The sequence below is a fragment of the Rhizobium sp. 05L429 genome (assembly GCF_056397645.1).
This window is the reverse complement of sequence record NZ_JBFTNV010000002.1, coordinates 258,140-276,851: the sequence shown is the minus strand read 5'-3', so window position 1 is coordinate 276,851 and position 18,712 is coordinate 258,140. Positions and strand designations below refer to the sequence as shown.

The window sequence follows — 18,712 nt, the reverse complement described above, 5'->3', positions numbered from 1 at the left end:
TCAGCTTTCTCGGGAGAAGATCTGGCGCACGATATAATTCGGCGAGGCATCGTCGCGGTAGTAGGTCCGCGCGATCATCTCCGCCAGGATGCCGGTCGTGATCATCTGCACGGACGACAGCAGCAGCACGACGCCGACCATGAGCATCGGTCGCGTGCCGATATCATTGCCCATGATGAACTTGTCGAAGCCGAGATAGAGCAGGATCAGCGCTGCGAGGCCGCCGAGGCCGAGGCCGAGCGAGCCGAAGAAATGGCCCGGACGCGCCTTGTAGCGCATGAAGAACATCACCGACAGCAAGTCCAGGATCACGCGGAAGGTGCGTGAGATGCCGTATTTCGACGTGCCGTGCTGGCGTGCGTGATGGGTGACAGCCATTTCGCCGATGCGCGAGCTCGGCACGACGCCGGCAACCCAGGCCGGGATGAAGCGGTGCATCTCGCCCATCAGCTTCACCTGCTTGATGATCGAGGCACGGTAGATTTTCAGGCTGCAGCCGTAGTCGTGCAGCTTCACGCCGGTGATGCGGCCGATGAGGTAGTTCGCGCACCAGGAGGGGATCTTGCGAAGCAGCAGCCCGTCCTGGCGGTTCTTGCGCCAGCCGACGAGCAGGTCGAGTTCGCGCCGTTCCAGCTCCGAAACCATCGAAGGGATATCCTTCGGGTCGTTCTGCAGGTCGCCGTCCATTGTGGCGATCAGCCGGCCTTGCGCGGTATCGATGCCTGCCTGCATGGCGGCGGTCTGGCCGAAATTGCGCTGCAGCTCGACGATGCGCAGCGTCAGTCCCTCGTGGTTGACGAACTTGCGGGCATTGACGAGCGTTGCATCGGTGCTGCCGTCGTCGACGAGGATCAGTTCCCAGCGATGCGGATAGTCGACCATCGCCGCGGCAATGCGCTCGACGAGCGGGCCGATGCTTTCTTCCTCGTTGAAAACAGGAACGACCAGCGACAGCTCGAGCGGTTGCACCTGATCATTCGCACCGCGAATGGACTCTACCGTTGTCTGCAACTTTCATTTCTCCTAAAAGGCCCAGCAATGGAAAACCCGCTGGAAAACCAGCCGCCGCAGCCAAACTTAGGAAGCCTGATACATGAAGACCCCGAGTGTTGAAAGCGGGCAATCCTGGTTTCTGCGCAATCGCATGAGCCTGCTGACGGTGGCAATCGTCGCAGCCTATGCGCTTTTCATCGAATGGTTCTGGGGCTGGTCGGTCATATTGCAGCAATGGGCGGCCGTCGGTCCACGTCCGGTCATCGGCGCGCTGATACTCCTGACAAGCACCTATTTCCTACGTACATGGCGCATCTACGATTATTTTCCACGGGAGACGGCGGGCCGTTTCGCGGCCCTCTTCCGCGTCACCCAGATCCATAATCTCCTGAACATCATGCTGCCGTTCAGGGCAGGTGAGACCAGTTTTCCGGTGCTGATGCGCACGGAATTCGCCATTCCCCTGACGCGCGGCACGTCAGCACTCTTCGTCATGCGGCTGCTCGACCTGCACGCGCTGCTGGCCGCCGCCGGCCTCGGCTTTGCTGTGGCCGCCCCGAACGCCGCGTTCGCCTGGCTCGTCTGGGTGCTCTTTCTGTTCCTGCCGATCTTCGCCTTTGCCGCCCGCAAGCCGCTGCTGCGCCTCGGTGCGAAACTTCTGCCGCGCAAGGCGCAGGCGCTGCTTCATGAAATCGAGAACGGCCTGCCTTTCGATGCCGTCGCCTTCAGCCGTGCCTGGGCGATGACGATCGTCAACTGGCTGGTGAAGGTGCTGGTGCTCGCCTGGGCGCTCGGCTTGATGGGCGTCACGCCGATGGCCGCAAGCTTCGGCGGCGCGCTGGGCGGTGAGCTTTCCTCCGTGCTGCCTGTGCACGCGCCTGGTGGCGTCGGCACTTATCCGGCCGGCATCACTGCCGGTGCCGTCGCATTCGGTGCATCGAGCGAACGCTCGGCCCTGGACGCCCTGGCTCAGGCAAGCGTCAGCGCGCATCTGCTCATCATCGTTTCCGCCTTGACCGGCACCGCCATCTCGCTGCCGCTCGGCCGCCGTAAGGGTTGAGGATGGTTCAGGGCGAGGCCGCAAGCTCCGCGATACGCTTGCGCAGAAAGACCTGCTCCGGTTCCTGCCGGCAGAGTGTCAACGCCGTCTCGTAAGCATCGATCGCCTCGGCCCTGCGTCCGAGCCGGCGCAGGAAATCCGCCCGCGCCGAATGCGCGAGATGGTAGGTCGTCAGTTCGCCCTTGCCGATGATGGCATCGACAAGCGCCAGGCCTGTCTCCGGTCCTTCGGCCATGGCGACCGCCACGGCGCGGTTGAGTTCGGCGATATCAGAGGGATGTGCGGCAATCAGCAGGTCGTAATAGAAGGCGATGCGCCGCCAGTCCGTTTCCTCGATGTTTCCGGTCTTCGCGTGCTCCGCGGCGATTGCCGCCTGAACCGTATAGATGCCGATATCAGACGTACGCATGGCGCTCGCCAGCAGCGACAGCCCCTCTGATATTCTTGCCCGGTCCCAGAGCGAGCGATCCTGATCGGCAAGCAGCACCAAAGCTCCCTCGCCATCCTGCCGGGCAGCACGGCGCGACTCCTGCAGAAGGAGCAGTGACAGCAGGCCAGCGACATCCGGATGCGGCAGCAGGGTTGCCAAGAGCCGCGCCAGCCGGATCGCCTCCGTCGTTAGGTCGGCGCGCACGATCATATTGCCCGAGGATGCCGAATAGCCCTCGTTGAAGACGAGGTAGATGACATGCAGCACGCGATCCAGCCGCTCTGGCAGCTCGGCTCCGACAGGCACTTCATAAGGGATCTTTTCCGTCCTGATCCGGTTCTTGGCGCGCACGATGCGCTGGGCGACGGTTGGCGCCGGCACCAGGAAGGCGTGCGCAATCTCTTCCGTCGTCAACCCGCAGACCTCGCGCAGCGCCATCGCCATCTGCGCATCGGCGGCAAGAGCCGGATGGCAGCAGATGAAGATCAGCCGCAGCATGTCGTCCTCGATCGGTTCCATGTCGCCGATCTCCGTTTCCGTGCCGCCAGGGTAGAGCCCATCCTCGATATGCTGCAGCGAGGCATTGAAACGCGCCCGCCGCCTGAGGTGATCGATCGCCTTGAAGCGGCCGGTCGACACCAGCCAGGCGACGGGATTGTTGGGCATGCCGTCAACCGGCCATGCCCGCGCCGCAGCCGCAAAGGCATCGTGCAACGCTTCCTCAGCGCGGTCGAAATCGCCGAGCAGGCGGATCAGCGTTGCGAGAACCCGGCGCGAATGCTGTCGATAGAGTTCCTCGATCACCCGTTCCAATTGCCTATCCTCACTGCGGCAGGGTGAGCGTTCTCACCGGCCGCAATTCGATCGCCCCGACCCGGACGCTCGGAATGCCCGCGACGACTTTGCGCGCCTCTTCGAGATCGGCCGCCTCGATGATGTAGATGCCGGCCAGATGTTCCTTGGTCTCGACATAGGGGCCGTCGGTCGAAGACAGAATGCCATGACGCACTCTTAGCACTGAGGCACTGTCAGGACCTTCCAATGCATCGGAATGGATCATGATGCCCTTATGCTCGAGCTCCTCGTCATACCGGAAATGCGCCCTCACGAGCTCGTCGCCCTCGGCCTGGCTGAGTGTGCCGTCCATGTCGGCGGGATTATAGATGAGGCAAACGAAGCGCATGGCTATTTCCCATCCTTGATCGAATAGGCGGGCCGGATCTCGATCGACGCATATTTGAGGATCGGGAAGGTGGAGATGATCGACTGTGCCTCCTCCATATCCCTGGCTTCGATCACGACGAAGCCGCCGAGATGCTCCTTGATTTCGGCGAAGGGGCCATCCGTCGCGGCGACAGTGCCGTTGCGAACCCTGAGCGTCACGGCCTGCGCCGGCTCGTAAAGCGCCAGCGCGCTGAGCATATGGCCGCTCTCGCGCCATCCGTCGTCGCTGACGATACATTCCTGCGTGATCGCCGCCCACTCTTCCTGAGTGACGAGTTTGCTCTTTTCAGTATCGAACCAGATCTGACCGAGAAACTTCATGACACGACCCCCTCAACCGAATTCATGGATGGGGCGAACCTCGATTGCGCCGAGCTTTGCCAGCGGAATGCCCGCTGCAACCCGGATCGCATCATTGAGGTCCTTGGCGTCGATCAGGATGAAGCCCCCGAGCGCTTCCTTCGTCTCGATAAAGGGGCCGTCGGTGACCGACATCTCGCCGCCGCGCACCCTCACCGTGACGGACGATTGCGGCGACTGCAGCGCCTGGGCGACGATCATGTGACCGCTCTCGGCAAGGTCGCGGTCATAGGCGCGCGAATCCCGATCGAGCTTGTTCTTCTCGTCCTGTGACATGGCCGACAGCACCGTGCCGTCGAACCAGACCTGGCAAAGATATTTCATCCTCTTGTCCTCCACGCTGTGTTTTCACAGTCCTTGGACGAGCAGCCTATGCGCTTTTCGACAGGGAAGAAAAAAATCTTTTGAGCGGTGCATGTGTCGAAAGGCCGGGGCAGCGCTCGACAAGCTTCCATCGAAACCTATCGAGGAGATGGAGCAATGAGCATGCTTGAAATCGCAATCGCGCATGTGATCGTCACGCGGGACATACGCAACGCGAGGCCGATCGAAAACGCCGAAGTAGTGAAGGTGTTGGTCAGGACCGGAATCGCACTGGCCATATTTGCCGGCGTCGTCGCGGCCTTGCAGATCGCAGCAGGCGCCTAGAAGAAAGACAGCCCGGCAAATGATGACGGGCTGTCCAAGATATCTTACTGAAACGCCGTTTCGAAGAAGCTGCGCAGCTTGCGCGAATGCAGGGCTTCCGGCGGCATGGCGGCAAGCTTCTGGATCGCCCTGATGCCGATCTGCAGGTGCTGGTTCACCTGCGTGCGGTAGAAGGCGGTCGCCATGCCCGGCAGCTTCAGCTCGCCATGCAGCGGCTTGTCGGAAACGCAGAGCAATGTCCCGTAAGGCACGCGGAAGCGGAAGCCGTTGGCGGCGATCGTTGCCGATTCCATGTCGAGCGCGATGGCGCGGGCTTGCGACAGTCGCTTTACCGGGCCCGCCTGATCGCGCAGTTCCCAGTTGCGGTTATCGATCGTGCCGACTGTGCCGGTGCGCATGATACGCTTCAGCTCGAAGCCTTCGTAACCGGTGATCTCGGCAACCGCCCCCTCGAGTGCCACCTGCACTTCGGCAAGTGCGGGGATCGGCACCCAGACCGGCAGGTCGTCGTCGAGCACGTGGTCTTCGCGCATATAGGCATGCGCCAGAACATAGTCACCGAGGCGCTGGCTGTTGCGCAGGCCGGCGCAATGACCGAGCATCAGCCAGGCATGCGGGCGAAGCACGGCCACATGGTCGGTGATCGTCTTGGCGTTGGAAGGACCGACGCCGATATTGATCATGGTGATCCCGGCATGGCCCTTCTTCTTGAGGTGGTAGGCCGGCATCTGCGGCAGGCGGGTAAGCGTTGCATCCGTTTCCGGAACGCTCGATCCTGCCAGCGTCACGATGTTGCCCGGCTCCACGAAGGCCGTGTAGCCGTCGCCGCCTTCGGCCATCAGCTTGCGCGCCCAGGAGCAGAATTCGTCGACGTAGAACTGGTAGTTCGTAAACAGCACGAAGTTCTGGAAATGCTCGGCACCGGTCGCCGTATAGTGCGACAGGCGCGCCAGCGAATAGTCGATGCGCTGCGCGGTGAAGGGCGCAAGCGGCGAGGGCTCGCCCGGAGGCGGCAGGTATTCGCCGTTGGCGATCTCGTCATCCGTCGTGTTGAGGTCAGGCGTATCGAAGAGATCGCGCAGCGGAATATCGACGAAAGCCGCCGCCGACGCTTCCACATGCGCGCCTTCGCCGAAAGCGAAGTGCAACGGGATCGGCGTGGAAGATTCCGAGACCACGACAGGCACGTTGTGGCTCTTCATCAGGAGCAGCAGCTGCTCCTTCAGATAATGCTTGAAGAGCTTCGGCCGCGTCACCGTCGTCGTATAGACGCCCGGTGCCGTCACATGGCCGTAGGAGAGGCGGGAGTCGACATGGCCGAAGCTCGTCGTCTCGATGCTGACCTGCGGGTAGAGGGCGCGGTAACGGCAGGTGACCGGCGCACCCTGGGCGAGCTTCGTGAAGCTGTCGATCAGGAAGGAGGTGTTGCGCTCGTAAAGCTCTGTCAAAGCTTCGACGGCTTTTACCGGATCATCGAAGGTTTGCGGCTCGAAAGGGGGAGGCGACGAAATGTCGAAAGCGGACAGGGGAGAGATTCGTTTGCTCATGGTGCATTATAGAGAGTTGTTTTTAACAAGCAAACGACGGGCGAAGGCTGAGCCTCAGATATTTTCCCGATATCAGCGGATGACGGTGCAGTAACCGCCGCTGCTTTCCAGGCAGGTATAGTTCGCGCCGAAATGCGACTGCAATGCACCGCCGCCGCCAGTACGCACGATAACTGCCGAAAACGAGATCGCGAAGATCGCCGCAAACAGCGTTATGATTGTAAACCGTCTCGCCAGAATGAACACGTCCACGTCCTTACCCCCGATATACGCACTTCATGGTGCTCTTTTGCCATGATGTGGCTGAACGGGTGCTGAGATGGCGGTTCATTTGGCGTTCAGTTTCCGAGGCCGGCTAAGGTCCTCAGAGGCTGGCTCACTGTCTCAGAGACGGGTCCAGGTCTGCGACTTGCAGAGGACATTCAGCACGCAGCCTTTCAGCTTGAGAGATCTGCCGGAAACGCTGCCCGAGCCGCTGTAGATCTTGTCGTCGGCGGGATCGGTGATCTCACCGCTATAGCTGCCGCCGGTGCCGGCTAGCGTGCCGATCTTCTTGCCGGCATATTTGCCCGACTTGAGTGTGATGCAGTATCCCCCACCACAGGGGCCGATCGCTGCCGTGTCGCCGGCGACCGTCTTCCAGTTGCCGACGATCGGTTCTTCCGCCTGTGCAAGGCCTGCCACAAGTGCCAGCGCGCCGGCGAGAACGAGGGTACGGATCATCTCTTTCCTCCATGAGATACGAAATGGCGCGAAAATAACTGACGCGAACGTAAAGGTAAATATCCCGTCGAAAGCGCCTGAAATGCAGCCTTCGGCATCCGTTTTTTCTGCCGGTGGCCTGATCGATGCTGATTTCAGGGTAAACAAATCCTCAATTTCCAAATCCTAATTTTTCGTAAAAGGCGCGCAAAAATCCTTAATTCGCAGGGATTCCGATGTTTAACAAAAACCCAATTTTACCAAGCATTTGCACTTTGTTTGCGTCAAATTAATCATGCATTTTAGGCGTTTTTTGAAAGCCGTTTGGCATAGTGAACCCATCAAACGAGCGGGGCAAACCCGCCGGACCGGCAAGGCCGAAAGCCACACAAGATGGCAAGGCCCAAAGGTAAAACAGGGTACGTCTAAACAGGCTAACAGGGATAGAACCGATGGCACGCTTTGAAATGCACAATGCTGAAATGGCCACCATGGGTGGCGACAACAACAGCGCCGATGTCTTCTGCGAAATGGGTCTGATGTATGCGACCGGCCGTGGTTGCGAGATCGATCTCGTCTCTGCCCACAAGTGGCTGAACATCGCCGCAATCAAGGGCAACGACCGTGCCGCCGAGCTGCGCGCCGATGTCGCCGCTTCGATGAGCAAGATGCAGCTTGCATCCGCGCTCCGTGCCGCCCGCGAATGGATGACGATCCACTAGGGAACGTCGCCACACGACAATTCGAAATAACAACCTCAAAAGAGGGGAGCTGGCGGGGCGCTTTGGACGGGGCCGACGCCGGGAGAAGGAAACCGCGACCGGCAACACCCGCCGGCCGCGGTTCACCCGTTTTTGGGTTTCTGTTGTCAGGCGAGTTTTTTCAAGACCAGTGGCAGCGCCGCTTCGAGCCGCGCCATATCGGCTTCCGGCCCGACGCTGACACGAATGCAGCGGTTCAGCGGCACGACACCCGGCATGCGGATGAAGACGCCACGCTCCATCAGCCCGTCCACGACGGCCCGCGCATGGGTGCCGTCGCGTCCGGCATCGATCGCCACGAAATTCGTGGCCGACGGCAGCGGCTGCAGGCTGTTCCTCCTGGCAATATCAGCGATCCTGTCGCGTGCGGCATGGATCTTTCCGATCACTTCGGAAAGGTAAGCCTGATCCTTGAGGGCTGCGAGTGCGGCGACCGTCGCAAGGCGGTTCATGCCGAAATGGTTGCGGATCTTGTCGAAGGCCTGCGCGGTGCCCGGCGTCGAGATGACATAGCCGACGCGGGCACCGGCAAGCCCGTAGGCCTTGGAGAATGTGCGGGTGCGAACGATGTTCGGCAGGTCGATAAGGGAATCGATCGAGGGAACGGCGGAGGCCGGACCGGTCTCGCTGTAGGCTTCGTCGAGGATCATCATGCAGGTTTCCGGCAGGGCGCGCGCAAAGGCGACGATCTTGTCGGCATCCCACCAGCTTCCCATCGGATTATCGGGATTGGCGAAATAGACGAGCGGCGCGTTCTCCCGCTTGACTGCATCGAGCAGAGCGTCGAGATCCTCGCGGTCGCCGGCATAGGGAACGGTGACCAGCCGGCCGCCGAAACCGTTCACGTGGAAATTGAAGGTCGGATAGGCGCCGAAGGACGTGACCACGGCGCCGCCGGGCTCGATGACCAGCCGCACGATCTGGCCGAGCAACTCGTCGATGCCGCCGCCGACGGCGATATTGGCCGGTGTCACACCGAGATGGGCGGCGAGCGCTTCGCGCAGCACGTAGTTTTCCGGATCGTTATATTTCCAGATATCGCCGGCCTGTTCCCGCATGGCGGCAATGACCGAGGGAGCCGGGCCGAAGCCGTTTTCATTTGCGCCGATACGTGCTTCGACCTTCAGGCCGCGCTGGCGCTCGATGGCCTCGGGCCCGACGAAAGGAACGGTGGAAGGCAAGGCGCCGGCAAGCGGCGTGAAGCGCGAGAAGGCAGACATGCGATGGCAATTTCCCGGAATTGTTGAAAAAGCCGCGCAAGAATAGGCTCTCGCTTCGCCAAGGCAAGCAAGATTATTTCTCGTTCGGCTCAGACGCGGCTGCCGTTGCGGCGCGCGTCGATCGCTTCCGTATTGCCGATCATGAAATCGGCCCGCACTACCTTGCGTAGAACGTCCGGATCGATGATGTTGATGAAACGAACACCGATGCGTTCATGATGGCGGTAGACCTCGGCACAGCCGATGCGGTAGGCAAGCCCCAGAATGTTCAGGTAATAGTGTTTGGGCAGGCCGGCCGTAGTCGACACGACGAAGGTCGCGCCGCCCTGGGAAATGTCGAGGATTTCGGCACTCCGCATCGAAATCCCGGTCAGACAGGGGCGAACGGCCACGATACGGGCCGGTCGTTTGACGTTGAACTCCTCCCACCGAATGTCGTAGACAGCCGACTTCACCGTGGCGAGGTGCGTTGCGCGGAGCATTTCCATTTCGCATTCTCCGTCAGACAGTTCAAATTTCGGGCTGTTCTACGGAGAGGCTCACACGAATGTTTTTCACATTCGTCAAATATAAAACTACAATTTTACCGAGTTTGAAATTTGTGCGTTAGCGGCACATCTATTGTACTCTCTTGGGAATATGACAGCGCCGCTCAGGCGAAAAATCTTGCCGCGCAATAGCCTCCAACAGCACTAAGTGCCGTCAGAAACGTGCCCCAGACCATGTCCACCAGGCTCATGGCGAGCGGCCAGTTCTTAAGTGTCGACAAATTTGTGATGTCATAGGTGCCGTAAGCCGCCAGTCCCAAAATGGCACCATAGAGAAGCGCCGTTCCGATCGAGCTGCTGGAGAGCGCCGGCAAGACCGCAAGTATCACAATCGCAACCGTGAAGAGCAGATAGAAGAGGGCTGCAATGGCAATATTCGGTGACGGCAACATCAGTTCGCCGAGCTGATCGCGGTAGAAGCTGCGGGCCACAATGCCGAGCCATATTGCGTCGATGACGGCAAGGGTGAGAAGGCAACCGGCGTAGGCGACAAATGCTGTCTTCATCGTCTTGATCTCCCGCTTCGGCCTTTCTACGGCGAGGCCGGCCTTTCGGATCGCCGACCGCCGCTCTTTCCGCAGAATTTCCCGAACTCTTTCAATTGCCGGGCGTTCTCTTCAAGCCATGCGCTGCTTCCAATGATGAAAGCGAGGAAACTCAAATGACAGACATCAAAATTCCCTGGGAATCCTGGGTCGTTGTCTGCGATGGGGCCAAAGCCCTGATCATGCAGAACGCGGGTGACGCGGAACTCATGAATCTCCAGGTTCGCGAAACCCTTACACAACCCAACCAGCCCGACCGTGAACTCGGCACAGACAAGCCGGGGCGCTCCTACGCCCCGAACGGGATGAGCGGCAGCGCCATGGAGGAGACCAATTGGCAGGATCAGGCAGAAGCCGACTTCCTGAAGGGGATTGCCGACAAGCTTGACGAACTCGTCCATGAGAAAGAAGCGCGCCGCATCGTTCTGGTCGCACCTCCGCGCGCTCTCGGAACGCTGCGCCCAAATCTCAGTGCCGACGCGCAGGCGGCGATTTCAGCCGAAGTGGCGAAGGACTATACCAACCTTCCCGTCGATCAGATCGAGCGGCATCTCGCCGCCTGATCGTCGCAAGCCATCGCTCTTCGAAACGCGGGTCGCAAGGCCCGCGTTTTCTTATGCGAATGAAGACGGAGATCAGAGCTCGGTTTCGAAGCTCAACCGCAGCACATGATGCAGGAATTCGGGGTTCAGCAGCATGTTGAAGCTGATGGTCACGAATTCGCCTTCGCGCTTGACCACGGTCGAGCCGATCTCGTCGTGGATGCCGAGGATTTCCAGGAAGAAATGCTGCGGTATTTCAACGCTGGGGCTGACTTCCAGCAGCGCGCCGGCAAGCGTGATGGTGCGGATCAGGCAGCGGACTTGCGTGCCGGTGCTGAGGTGGTGGCCGACAAAGATGATGTTGCCGGGCCGGTCGAGGTTGAATTCTCTGTAAGCCTGTTCGGGCTTGGGATGTTCTGTGTCGAGGTGCATCTGAAAGGCCATGTCAGCCTCCGCTTGTTGTATGATCTGACTTTAACGCAGGATTGCTCACATCTACTGAATAATGTCTTTAAAATTGAAAGCTTGTGCAAAATCTAACGGCATAACGCTTTTATTGCCGACAATACTGTCCAGAATCTGCCCAATTTTTCACCACCCGTGTGCCGTCATTGACTTGGCGTCCGTCGTCGCGCATAGAGAAGCCGGTTCGAGGCACCGGCCGCTCGCGGATGAAGATCCATGGTGAAGCCCTCGCGATCATGGTCACAGCCACTGTGCATGCTGACTGACGGCAATGCGAGCCCCCCTGACAGTCGAATGGCATGCCTTGAGAGGCTGAATCCATGACTCATACGCCTATGACTCGTATACCGATGACTGGGACCTATCCGCCGGTCGACGAATTGAAGACCCAGGCAAAACGCCTCCGACAGGCCATGACCGAACGCGGCAGCGAGATAAACCATGCCGCCGCTCTGGAACTGATCGCCCGCCAATATGGCGCCCGCGACTGGAATACTCTGTCGGCCCTTGCTGCAAAACCCAATGACAAGCCCGCCTCGCCGATTTTCGTCGGCGCCCATGTCCGCGGTCGCTACCTGAACCAGCCCTTCACCGGCAAGGTCCTGGCTCTTTCGGGTGTCGCGGGCAGCGAGTTCTACAGGGTCACCATCCATTTCGATGAGCCGGTCGACGTCGTGACCTTCGAGAGCTTCTCGGCCTTTCGTCAGCGCATCCACGCCCAGATCGATGAGAACGGCATCTCGCCGCGCAAGACCTCCAATGGCCTGCCGCACCTTGTCCTTGATCTCTGATCGCCTGATCGCAAATCCGGATTCCGTCCATGACATCAAATTCCGAAACCAATGCCTTCCTGACAGGCCCGCTGCCATCGGTCTTCGCCCGCACCGCGTTGCCGATTATCCTGATCACCACCATCAACGGCCTTTTTGCCGTGGTGGACGCCTATTTTCTCGGAGCTTATGTCGGGGCAGGGGCGCTTTCTGCCGTCACGCTGATCTTTCCCGGCCTGATGATGCTCGTCGCCCTGCAGTCGCTCGTCTCGAACGGCATGGCGAGCATCCTTGCCCGCGAGCTCGGCGGCGGCAATCGCGATGCGGCGCGCCGCACCTTCGCTGTTGCCCATGTGCTGGCGATCGTGGTCGTCCTGCTCGTCAACGGTATCTACTGGACCGTCGGCTGGCGGATCGTCGACAATGCGGCGGCAGGAGATCTTGCCGTTGCCGAAAATGCCCGGACCTTCATGGGGATCATGGTTGGAGCTGCACCCATAGCTTTCTTCCTGTCGCTCAATATCGATGCCCTGCGCAGCGAAGGCCGGATCGGCTTCATGACCATGGTGATGCTGACTGCCACAGGACTCAACATCGCCGCCAACTGGTTCTTCATGGCAATCCTGCAATGGGGTGTCGCAGGCTCTGCGCTCGGCTCCGTGCTGGCGCAGGCAATCTGCCTCGTTGCCGTACTGGTTTATCGCTGGCGCAATGAACGCGCGCTTCGCCCGGCAGCGGGCTTTCCGCTTGCGGACTGGCGGCCAATCCTGGCGCTCGGCGCCCCGATGAGCCTCGGTTTCATCGGCATCTCGCTCTGCTCGGCGGCTGTCATTTTCAACCTGTCGGTCTGGGGTGAGGGGGATTATGTCTCGACCATCGGCGCTTACGGCATCATTACCCGCGTCATGACGGTTGCCTATCTGCCGCTGCTCGGTCTCAACATCGCCTCCCAGACGATTTGCGGCAATAATTATGGAGCGGGTCTTTCGGAGCGGGTCGGCCGCAGTCTGCAGATCGCCCTGATCGCGGCCCTCATCTACTGCACCGGCGTCGAGATCACGGTGGAGCTGCTGGCAACGCGCCTCGGCCATGTCTTCGTCGCCGATCCCGTCGTCATCGCCGAAGTCTCGCGCATCCTGCCCTGGACGGTCGGCGCCTATTTCCTGTTCGGCCAGATGATCGTGCTGTCGGGCTATTTTCAGGCGATCGGCGATGCCAGGCGCGCGGCGATCTTCGGCCTGTCACGCGCCTATCTCTTCACGCTGCCGCTGACTTTCCTGTTGCCGCATGCTTTCGGGGAGATGGGCATCTGGATGGTGCCGGTCTTTGCGGAAGCCTGCATGTTCCTGCTGGCCTTTGCCGTCCTTACGCGGAATGCAAAGCGGCTGGGCTGGCGCTACGGGCTGCTGCCCGCTTGAGGGCAAAGCAATTCCAGCAAAAGTGTGTAGCGGTTTTGCGTCCGGAAATGCGTAAAGCAAAGGAAAAGACCGCGCCTCTCGGCGCGGCCTTGTTTTCAATCCTGGCTGGCTGCGGGCGCGGATGCCGCAGCAGCCTCCGCTTCCCCCAACGCCTGAGCGCATTCCTCGCAGCAGACTTCGACGGTCTTGCCACCAAGCTTGACGCTGATCGCATCAGGGCCGAGTTCGCAATCGCAGGCGGCGCATGTGGTCTTTTTCATCTGGTGATCCTCCGGTTTGTGCCCATTTGGGCAGGATCATAAAACCACTGCAGGCATTCTGCCTGCTGTCGAATTCTTTAGCGACTTTACGCTCGCAGCCGCGTCGCGCGCTGAAATTCCGCCGGCGTCTGACCATAGGCCTGGCGGAAGGATGAGGTGAAATGGCTGTGGCTGGAAAAGCCCAGATCGAGCCCGAGCGCCGTCAGATCGTCGTACTCGCCGAGAAGATCGAGCGCGCGGGCAAGACGAAGCCGAAGCTGATAGCGATAAAGCGGCGTCGCCTCCACCTGCTGGAAAACCTGCGTGAGATAGACAGGTGAAACGCCGACTTCGGTCGCGATTTCCGCCAGCGTCCAGCGCCGTGCGAGATCGGAGGAGAGCACGAGCTTTGCCCGGTCGACAAGCTTCTGCCGTCCAGCACTGGCACCCGCCGCATGCGAGGTGCGCTCGCCGAGCGAACGACGAACGAGGGTCAGCGCCAGCGTTTCCGCCTCCAGCGTCTCTGCGACACCTCGGTGAAGACCATGGCGCAGAAGCGCAACGAGGGCCTGTGCGCGTGGATCGACGCGCCGGCGCTGGCGTTTAAAGCCGAACAGTTCGCCGGCCTGCACCTGATCTCCAGGCGCAAGCTCGGCAAGCAGGGATTCGTCGATGGACAGATCGATGCAGGCATCGCCGCCATCGACCGGATGGCTGATGCGATAGCCTTGGCCGGCATTGAAGAACAGCACCTGATTGGCTTCCGCCACGGTGTCGTTGCGCCCGACATGGCGCATGAAGACGCCGCGATAGGGATAGACGAGGCTCGTCTTGTGGGCGCACTCCTCGTCGCTCTTGTGACGGCATTCGCCATTGCAGACGATGTCACGGATCGTGACGGTCTTCGTCTTCAGGAGCAATGCGGTCGAAAATTGCGACATCGGTCTTTCCGGAATTCGGGCAGCAGGGCATCGCCCGCCGCACCACCCTATCACAATCCCTTGTTGTTCCAGTAGTGGCTTGAGATATGCACGTCGCTTTCGATCTGGCCACGGGAGAGGCCGATATCCTTCAGCTGATCGTCGGACAGCTCCATGACGGCGCTGCGATTGCGCCGCTCGGCGAGCTTGCGCGCCATCCACCCCAAACCATCAACGAGGCTGGCAAGAAGCCGGGATTGCCTGATTTCTGACCGGCGGGTGGTCTGAGAGTATACGGTAAGGCTTGAGCCGCGCATGGTGTTCCTCCATCCATTGCGTTTGAATGGGAGGATTGAACCATTTGCGCGGCTCGCCCGCTGTCAGATTATTTAGCGATCTGCGGCCGGATCAGGCTTTCAGCAGCCACTCGTGCTCCGGTGCATTATAGAACTTCCAGACGCGCTTCGGCCCTGCCATGACATTGAGATAATAGAGATCGTAGCCATGAGTTGCCGCGCAGGGGTGATAGCCCTTCGGGACCAGCGTCACGTCGCCGTCTTCGATGGCCATCGCCTCATCGAGCGAGCGGTCGTCGGTATAGACGCGCTGGAAGCCGAAACCCTGCGGCGGGTTGAGGCGGTGGTAATAGGTCTCTTCCAGCATGCTCTCGTGCGGAAGATTGTCCTGATCATGCTTGTGCGGCGGATAGGAGGAAGTGTGGCCGCCAGGCGTAATGACCTCGACGACGAGCAGCGAATGCGCCGAGCTGTCATCTTCCGGCATGATGTTGTTGACATGGCGCACATTCGTGCCCTTGCCGCGCGTCAGCGGCGGATGCGTGCCGGGCGGAACGGCCTTCGCCTCATAGGTACCGCCGCCGGGTGCCGAGCAGACGGCTAGCTCGAGATCGGTCTCGGCTGTGACAGACCATGTCGATTCCATCGGTATATAGAGAGCGTGCGGCGCTCCATCGAAGGGGCTCATGCGTTCGCCAAGCGTGCCGAAATCCCTGGTGCCTGCCGAGGCCTTGCCCTTGCCGCTCACCCAGACGAGGCAGACTTCCCGCTCGCCCGTCTCTCCAGAGGCTGTTTCGCCCGGCTTCAACCGGTACATGTCGAAGCCGACATAGGTCCAGCCGGCGCTTTCGGGCGTCACATGCGTGACGCGGCCAGTCTTGCCTGACGGTTTTACCTTGAGGTTTGGCATTGGTGTTTCTCCTCCTGAATTGGTGGGTGCGGCCCCCTCATCCGGCTGCCGCCACCTTCTCCCCGCTGGGGAGAAGGGATATGCCGCGCCGCCTCTTTCCTCCCCTTCTCCCCAACGGGGAGAAGGTGCCCGAAGGGCGGATGAGGGGGCTCCTTGCTCTGACGGCCGTCCAGTTACCCCTTCGGGAAACCTTCCGTCTCCACCGTATAACCAGCCGCCGTCATCACCCGCATCAATTCTGCGTGGCCGATCTCGGCCATCTTCTGCGGCGGCGCTTTACGCGGATCCTGCTCGGCTTCGACGACAAACCAGCCCTCATAACCATAATCGGCAAACCGCTTGACGATCGCACCGAAGTCGAGCGAACCGTCACCCGGCACGGTAAAGGCGCCGAGCGCCACCGCATCGAGGAAGGACTGCCGGCTGCGGTCGAGCCCATCGACGACAGACTTGCGGATATCCTTGACGTGCACATGATTGATGCGGGCGTGGTGATTGTCGATGGCGCGCAGCACATCGCCGCCGGCAAAGGCGAGATGCCCGGCATCGAGCAGCAGCGGAATGCCGGCACCCGAATTCTTCATGAAGGCGTCGAGTTCCGGTTCGGTTTCGACGACGGCCGCCATATGGTGGTGATAGGAAAGCGGCATGCCCAGGTCGGCGCACCATTCGCCGAATTCGGTGACACGGCGCGCATAAGCCTTCATCTCGTCATCGGCAAGACGCGGCTTGGTCGCGAGCGGCTTGGAGCGGTCGCCCTGGATCGAGCGGCCGACTTCACCATAGACGATGCAGGGCGCATTGACCGCCTTGAACAGCTCGATCATCGGCGCGATGCGGTCCTTGTTGGCCGAGAGATCCTCGTTGACAAGCGTGCCGGAGAACCAGCCGCCGCAGAGCGTCACGTCGGCGGCGCGCAGGATCGGCAGCATCTCTTGCGGGTTGCTCGGGAAGCGGCGGCCCTGCTCCATGCCGGTAAAGCCGGCGGTGCGGGATTGCCGCAGGCATTCCTCGAGGGATACGTCGTCGCTGAGTTCAGGAAGGTCGTCGTTCCACCATGCGATGGGCGACATGCCGAGTTTGGCCTTCATCACTAGTCTCTCCTTAAAAATAGCGCGGAGGAGCGTTGCCGCTCCTCCAGAAATCATAGCAATCGATCAGCCAACGCGCTGGGCAGCGCGCGCTTTGACATAGGCCTCATGGGCCTTGTTGACTTCGCTGCGCGTGCTGACCTCAGGCACCGCGACATCCCACCAGTGGCCGCCGGCATCCGTGGTGATGAGCGGATCGGTGTCGATGACGAAGACCGAGGTGCGGTCGTTCTTCTTGGATTCCGCAATCGCCTGTTCCAGTTCGGCAATCGAGGACACCTTCACCGCAATCGCACCCATCGCCTCGGCATGCGCCCGGAAGTCGATCTCGGGCATGACCTCGTGATAGGAGTCCTTCAGCAGGTTGTTGAAGTTGGCGCCACCGGTCGCCATCTGCAGGCGGTTGATGCAGCCATAGCCCCGGTTGTCGAGCAGCACGATGTTGAGCTTCAGGCCGAGCATGACCGAGGTCGCAAGCTCCGAATTCATCATCATGTAGGACCCGTCGCCGACCATGACGACGACGTCCTTTTCCGGATGCGCCATCTTGGCACCGAGGCCTCCGGCAATCTCATAACCCATGCAGGAGAAGCCGTATTCCATATGGTAGCTGCCGGGCACGGTGGCCGGCCACAGCTTGTGCAATTCGCCGGGCAGGCCGCCCGCCGCACACAGAAGCGTGGTCTTCTCGCCGCCGATCGAGCGCACGACAGCGCCGATGACCTGCGCATCGGAGGGCAGGGCGGCATTGGTGGAACCCATCGCCTTGGCGGCAGCCTCCATCCAGACCTTCTTTTCCTTCGTTGCCTTTTCGACAAGGGCTGTCGGTGCCTTCCAGCCGGAAAGACCTGACGAAAGCGCCTTCAGCCCTTCGCGCGCATCGGCAACGAGCGGATGGCTGTCATGCTTCAGCGCGTCATAGGCTGCGATGTTCAGGCTGAGCAGCTTGAAGCCTTCATTCTTGAAGAGCGCCCAGGAACCGGTCGTGAAATCCTGGCAGCGCGTGCCGACGGCAATCACCAGATCGGTTTCCTCGGCAATGGCATTGGCAGCCGATGTCCCGGTTACACCGACCGATCCGAGCGCCAGAGCGTGACGCTCATCGATTGCGGATTTGCCGGCCTGGGTAACGACGACTGGAACGCCATGCGCTTCCGCAAAGGCAGCCAGTTCCTTGGTCGCCTGCGAATAGAGAACGCCGCCGCCGGCTACGATAACCGGCTTCTGCGATGCCTTGATCAGCGCAATCGCATTGGCGAGTTCGTCGGCATCCGGCTGCGGACGGCGCGCCGTCCAGACCTTTTCTTCGAACAGGCTTTCCGGATAGTCGAAGGCCTCCGCCTGAACATCCTGGCAAAGCGACAGCGTCACCGGGCCACAATCCAGCGGATCGGTCAGCACCTGCATGGCGCGCTTCAGCGCCGTGATGATCTGTTCTGGCCGTGTGATCCGGTCGAAATAGCGCGAAACAGGGCGGAAGGCATCATTAGCCGACACCGTGCCGTCACCGAAATCCTCGATCTGCTGCAGCACCGGATCGGGCGCGCGATTGGCGAAGATATCGCCAGGCAGGAAGAGCACTGGAATGCGGTTGACATGCGCGACACCTGCAGCCGTCACCATGTTCAACGCACCGGGGCCGATCGAGGAGGTGCAGGCCATGAAGCGCTGGCGGAAGCTCGCCTTGGCATAGGCGATTGCCGCATGCGCCATGCCCTGTTCGTTATGCGCGCGATACGTCGGCAGTTCCTGGCGGACCTGGTAGAGCGCTTCGCCCATGCCGGCAACGTTGCCGTGGCCGAAGATCGCCCAGACGCCGCCGAAGATCGGCACTTTCTTGCCGTCGACGATCGTCATCTGCTTTTTAAGGAAATGCGCGACGGCCTGAGCCATCGTCAAACGGATTGTCTTACCCATCGGGTCCTCCCGAACCTTCGCTCTATCTGTTTTCCCCTCCCCAACCCCTCCCCACAAGGGGGAGGGGCTAACCCGCCGGGCTCTCTGCATTCCGCCGCAACGTCTC

General features: G+C 60.7%; 24 protein-coding genes and 1 pseudogene. 7 read left to right on the top strand and 18 right to left on the bottom strand.

Features of this window, described 5'->3' with window-relative positions; translation table 11 throughout:
* Entirely contained in the window at positions 1-1,011 is a 1,011-nt protein-coding gene (locus AC1DNW_RS03105) for a glycosyltransferase family 2 protein (protein WP_113300940.1), read from the bottom strand.
* Positions 1,012-1,093: 82 nt separating this feature from the next.
* On the opposite strand from AC1DNW_RS03105, the gene AC1DNW_RS03100 reads away from it, so the two are divergent.
* A complete protein-coding gene (locus AC1DNW_RS03100; RefSeq protein ID WP_113311474.1) occupies positions 1,094-2,053 on the top strand; it encodes a lysylphosphatidylglycerol synthase domain-containing protein in 960 nt (319 codons plus the stop codon).
* 7 nt (positions 2,054-2,060) lie between these two features.
* Here the strand turns inward: AC1DNW_RS03100 and AC1DNW_RS03095 are convergent, their stop codons facing one another.
* From AC1DNW_RS03095 to AC1DNW_RS03080, 4 genes are read right to left on the bottom strand one after another with little or no spacing between them, the layout of a single operon-like run.
* Positions 2,061-3,296, bottom strand: a complete 1,236-nt coding sequence (locus AC1DNW_RS03095) for an RNA polymerase sigma factor (protein WP_113311473.1) — start codon at positions 3,294-3,296, stop codon at positions 2,061-2,063.
* A 10-nt stretch (positions 3,297-3,306) separates the two neighbouring features.
* On the bottom strand, positions 3,307-3,666 hold the full coding sequence (locus AC1DNW_RS03090; protein ID WP_113311472.1) for a YciI family protein: 360 nt from the start codon (positions 3,664-3,666) through the stop codon (positions 3,307-3,309).
* 2 nt (positions 3,667-3,668) lie between these two features.
* Positions 3,669-4,028 carry a YciI family protein gene (locus AC1DNW_RS03085; RefSeq protein ID WP_113311471.1) on the bottom strand — a complete coding sequence of 120 codons (360 nt, stop codon included), beginning with the start codon at positions 4,026-4,028 and terminating at the stop codon, positions 3,669-3,671.
* 12 nt (positions 4,029-4,040) lie between these two features.
* On the bottom strand, positions 4,041-4,391 hold the full coding sequence (locus AC1DNW_RS03080; protein ID WP_113300945.1) for a YciI family protein: 351 nt from the start codon (positions 4,389-4,391) through the stop codon (positions 4,041-4,043).
* Positions 4,392-4,547: 156 nt separating this feature from the next.
* Here AC1DNW_RS03080 and AC1DNW_RS03075 point away from each other — a divergent pair, with 156 nt between their 5' ends.
* Positions 4,548-4,715: a hypothetical protein gene (locus AC1DNW_RS03075; protein ID WP_477851849.1), complete on the top strand. Its 168-nt coding sequence runs from the start codon at positions 4,548-4,550 to the stop codon at positions 4,713-4,715.
* A gap of 44 nt (positions 4,716-4,759) precedes the next feature.
* Here the strand turns inward: AC1DNW_RS03075 and amn are convergent, their stop codons facing one another.
* The 3 genes from amn to AC1DNW_RS03060 all read right to left on the bottom strand — a co-directional run bounded on the left by amn (position 4,760) and on the right by AC1DNW_RS03060 (position 6,985).
* On the bottom strand, positions 4,760-6,262 hold the full coding sequence (gene amn / locus AC1DNW_RS03070; RefSeq protein ID WP_113300946.1) for an AMP nucleosidase: 1,503 nt from the start codon (positions 6,260-6,262) through the stop codon (positions 4,760-4,762).
* A gap of 72 nt (positions 6,263-6,334) precedes the next feature.
* Positions 6,335-6,514, bottom strand: a complete 180-nt coding sequence (locus tag AC1DNW_RS03065) for a hypothetical protein (protein ID WP_113300947.1) — start codon at positions 6,512-6,514, stop codon at positions 6,335-6,337.
* Positions 6,515-6,646: 132 nt separating this feature from the next.
* Positions 6,647-6,985 carry a DUF2147 domain-containing protein gene (locus tag AC1DNW_RS03060; protein WP_113300948.1) on the bottom strand — a complete coding sequence of 113 codons (339 nt, stop codon included), beginning with the start codon at positions 6,983-6,985 and terminating at the stop codon, positions 6,647-6,649.
* Between the two features lie 431 nt (positions 6,986-7,416).
* Between AC1DNW_RS03060 and AC1DNW_RS03055 the strand changes: the two genes are divergently transcribed.
* Entirely contained in the window at positions 7,417-7,686 is a 270-nt protein-coding gene (locus AC1DNW_RS03055) for a tetratricopeptide repeat protein (RefSeq protein ID WP_113300949.1), read from the top strand.
* 146 nt (positions 7,687-7,832) lie between these two features.
* On the opposite strand, the gene AC1DNW_RS03050 is transcribed toward AC1DNW_RS03055, so the two are convergent.
* The 3 genes from AC1DNW_RS03050 to AC1DNW_RS03040 all read right to left on the bottom strand — a co-directional run bounded on the left by AC1DNW_RS03050 (position 7,833) and on the right by AC1DNW_RS03040 (position 9,999).
* Positions 7,833-8,945 carry a pyridoxal phosphate-dependent aminotransferase gene (locus AC1DNW_RS03050; RefSeq protein ID WP_113311470.1) on the bottom strand — a complete coding sequence of 371 codons (1,113 nt, stop codon included), beginning with the start codon at positions 8,943-8,945 and terminating at the stop codon, positions 7,833-7,835.
* An 89-nt stretch (positions 8,946-9,034) separates the two neighbouring features.
* Entirely contained in the window at positions 9,035-9,433 is a 399-nt protein-coding gene (locus AC1DNW_RS03045) for a PilZ domain-containing protein (RefSeq protein ID WP_113300951.1), read from the bottom strand.
* 164 nt (positions 9,434-9,597) lie between these two features.
* Positions 9,598-9,999, bottom strand: a complete 402-nt coding sequence (locus AC1DNW_RS03040) for a DUF2177 family protein (RefSeq protein ID WP_113300952.1) — start codon at positions 9,997-9,999, stop codon at positions 9,598-9,600.
* A 155-nt stretch (positions 10,000-10,154) separates the two neighbouring features.
* On the opposite strand from AC1DNW_RS03040, the gene AC1DNW_RS03035 reads away from it, so the two are divergent.
* Entirely contained in the window at positions 10,155-10,601 is a 447-nt protein-coding gene (locus AC1DNW_RS03035) for a host attachment family protein (RefSeq protein ID WP_113300953.1), read from the top strand.
* 72 nt (positions 10,602-10,673) lie between these two features.
* On the opposite strand, the gene AC1DNW_RS03030 is transcribed toward AC1DNW_RS03035, so the two are convergent.
* Positions 10,674-11,012 carry a hypothetical protein gene (locus AC1DNW_RS03030; protein WP_113300964.1) on the bottom strand — a complete coding sequence of 113 codons (339 nt, stop codon included), beginning with the start codon at positions 11,010-11,012 and terminating at the stop codon, positions 10,674-10,676.
* Positions 11,013-11,395: 383 nt separating this feature from the next.
* On the opposite strand from AC1DNW_RS03030, the gene AC1DNW_RS03025 reads away from it, so the two are divergent.
* Positions 11,396-11,836, top strand: a complete 441-nt coding sequence (locus tag AC1DNW_RS03025; RefSeq protein WP_113311469.1) for a glyoxalase superfamily protein — start codon at positions 11,396-11,398, stop codon at positions 11,834-11,836.
* Between the two features lie 29 nt (positions 11,837-11,865).
* On the top strand, positions 11,866-13,233 hold the full coding sequence (locus AC1DNW_RS03020; protein ID WP_113311468.1) for an MATE family efflux transporter: 1,368 nt from the start codon (positions 11,866-11,868) through the stop codon (positions 13,231-13,233).
* 95 nt (positions 13,234-13,328) lie between these two features.
* Here the strand turns inward: AC1DNW_RS03020 and AC1DNW_RS03015 are convergent, their stop codons facing one another.
* The 4 genes from AC1DNW_RS03015 to iolB all read right to left on the bottom strand — a co-directional run bounded on the left by AC1DNW_RS03015 (position 13,329) and on the right by iolB (position 15,598).
* On the bottom strand, positions 13,329-13,493 hold the full coding sequence (locus AC1DNW_RS03015; protein ID WP_477832853.1) for a hypothetical protein: 165 nt from the start codon (positions 13,491-13,493) through the stop codon (positions 13,329-13,331).
* An 86-nt stretch (positions 13,494-13,579) separates the two neighbouring features.
* On the bottom strand, positions 13,580-14,413 hold the full coding sequence (locus AC1DNW_RS03010) for a helix-turn-helix domain-containing protein (protein WP_113311467.1): 834 nt from the start codon (positions 14,411-14,413) through the stop codon (positions 13,580-13,582).
* Positions 14,414-14,463: 50 nt separating this feature from the next.
* Entirely contained in the window at positions 14,464-14,709 is a 246-nt protein-coding gene (locus AC1DNW_RS03005) for a YjiS-like domain-containing protein (RefSeq protein ID WP_113311466.1), read from the bottom strand.
* A 91-nt stretch (positions 14,710-14,800) separates the two neighbouring features.
* The gene (iolB, locus tag AC1DNW_RS03000) at positions 14,801-15,598 is read right to left on the bottom strand and encodes a 5-deoxy-glucuronate isomerase (protein WP_113311465.1); all 798 of its coding nucleotides are present in this window, start codon (positions 15,596-15,598) and stop codon (positions 14,801-14,803) included.
* 19 nt (positions 15,599-15,617) lie between these two features.
* Between iolB and AC1DNW_RS02995 the strand changes: the two are divergent.
* A pseudogene (locus tag AC1DNW_RS02995) lies at positions 15,618-15,752 on the top strand (endonuclease domain-containing protein); the annotation flags it as partial.
* A 19-nt stretch (positions 15,753-15,771) separates the two neighbouring features.
* On the opposite strand, the gene iolE reads toward AC1DNW_RS02995, so the two are convergent.
* Both iolE and iolD read right to left on the bottom strand, forming a co-directional pair.
* A complete protein-coding gene (iolE, locus tag AC1DNW_RS02990; RefSeq protein ID WP_477851860.1) occupies positions 15,772-16,689 on the bottom strand; it encodes a myo-inosose-2 dehydratase in 918 nt (305 codons plus the stop codon).
* Positions 16,690-16,755: 66 nt separating this feature from the next.
* Positions 16,756-18,606, bottom strand: coding sequence for a 3D-(3,5/4)-trihydroxycyclohexane-1,2-dione acylhydrolase (decyclizing) (iolD, locus tag AC1DNW_RS02985; RefSeq protein ID WP_477851847.1), 1,851 nt, complete (start codon positions 18,604-18,606; stop codon positions 16,756-16,758).
* Positions 18,607-18,712 lie beyond the last annotated feature (106 nt).

Bases quoted from the DNA above. Each gene is read 5' to 3' on its own strand.
- AC1DNW_RS03100 (WP_113311474.1), top strand. From the start codon at position 1,094: ATGAAGACCCCGAGTGTTGAAAGCGGGCAATCCTGGTTTCTGCGCAAT.
- AC1DNW_RS03090 (WP_113311472.1), bottom strand. From the start codon at position 3,666: ATGCGCTTCGTTTGCCTCATCTATAATCCCGCCGACATGGACGGCACA.
- AC1DNW_RS03085 (WP_113311471.1), bottom strand. From the start codon at position 4,028: ATGAAGTTTCTCGGTCAGATCTGGTTCGATACTGAAAAGAGCAAACTC.
- AC1DNW_RS03080 (WP_113300945.1), bottom strand. From the start codon at position 4,391: ATGAAATATCTTTGCCAGGTCTGGTTCGACGGCACGGTGCTGTCGGCC.
- AC1DNW_RS03075 (WP_477851849.1), top strand. From the start codon at position 4,548: ATGAGCATGCTTGAAATCGCAATCGCGCATGTGATCGTCACGCGGGAC.
- amn (WP_113300946.1), bottom strand. From the start codon at position 6,262: ATGAGCAAACGAATCTCTCCCCTGTCCGCTTTCGACATTTCGTCGCCT.
- AC1DNW_RS03060 (WP_113300948.1), bottom strand. From the start codon at position 6,985: ATGATCCGTACCCTCGTTCTCGCCGGCGCGCTGGCACTTGTGGCAGGC.
- AC1DNW_RS03055 (WP_113300949.1), top strand. From the start codon at position 7,417: ATGGCACGCTTTGAAATGCACAATGCTGAAATGGCCACCATGGGTGGC.
- AC1DNW_RS03050 (WP_113311470.1), bottom strand. From the start codon at position 8,945: ATGTCTGCCTTCTCGCGCTTCACGCCGCTTGCCGGCGCCTTGCCTTCC.
- AC1DNW_RS03045 (WP_113300951.1), bottom strand. From the start codon at position 9,433: ATGGAAATGCTCCGCGCAACGCACCTCGCCACGGTGAAGTCGGCTGTC.
- AC1DNW_RS03040 (WP_113300952.1), bottom strand. From the start codon at position 9,999: ATGAAGACAGCATTTGTCGCCTACGCCGGTTGCCTTCTCACCCTTGCC.
- AC1DNW_RS03035 (WP_113300953.1), top strand. From the start codon at position 10,155: ATGACAGACATCAAAATTCCCTGGGAATCCTGGGTCGTTGTCTGCGAT.
- AC1DNW_RS03030 (WP_113300964.1), bottom strand. From the start codon at position 11,012: ATGCACCTCGACACAGAACATCCCAAGCCCGAACAGGCTTACAGAGAA.
- AC1DNW_RS03025 (WP_113311469.1), top strand. From the start codon at position 11,396: ATGACTGGGACCTATCCGCCGGTCGACGAATTGAAGACCCAGGCAAAA.
- AC1DNW_RS03020 (WP_113311468.1), top strand. From the start codon at position 11,866: ATGACATCAAATTCCGAAACCAATGCCTTCCTGACAGGCCCGCTGCCA.
- AC1DNW_RS03015 (WP_477832853.1), bottom strand. From the start codon at position 13,493: ATGAAAAAGACCACATGCGCCGCCTGCGATTGCGAACTCGGCCCTGAT.
- AC1DNW_RS03010 (WP_113311467.1), bottom strand. From the start codon at position 14,413: ATGTCGCAATTTTCGACCGCATTGCTCCTGAAGACGAAGACCGTCACG.
- AC1DNW_RS03005 (WP_113311466.1), bottom strand. From the start codon at position 14,709: ATGCGCGGCTCAAGCCTTACCGTATACTCTCAGACCACCCGCCGGTCA.
- iolB (WP_113311465.1), bottom strand. From the start codon at position 15,598: ATGCCAAACCTCAAGGTAAAACCGTCAGGCAAGACTGGCCGCGTCACG.
- iolE (WP_477851860.1), bottom strand. From the start codon at position 16,689: ATGAAGGCCAAACTCGGCATGTCGCCCATCGCATGGTGGAACGACGAC.
- iolD (WP_477851847.1), bottom strand. From the start codon at position 18,606: ATGGGTAAGACAATCCGTTTGACGATGGCTCAGGCCGTCGCGCATTTC.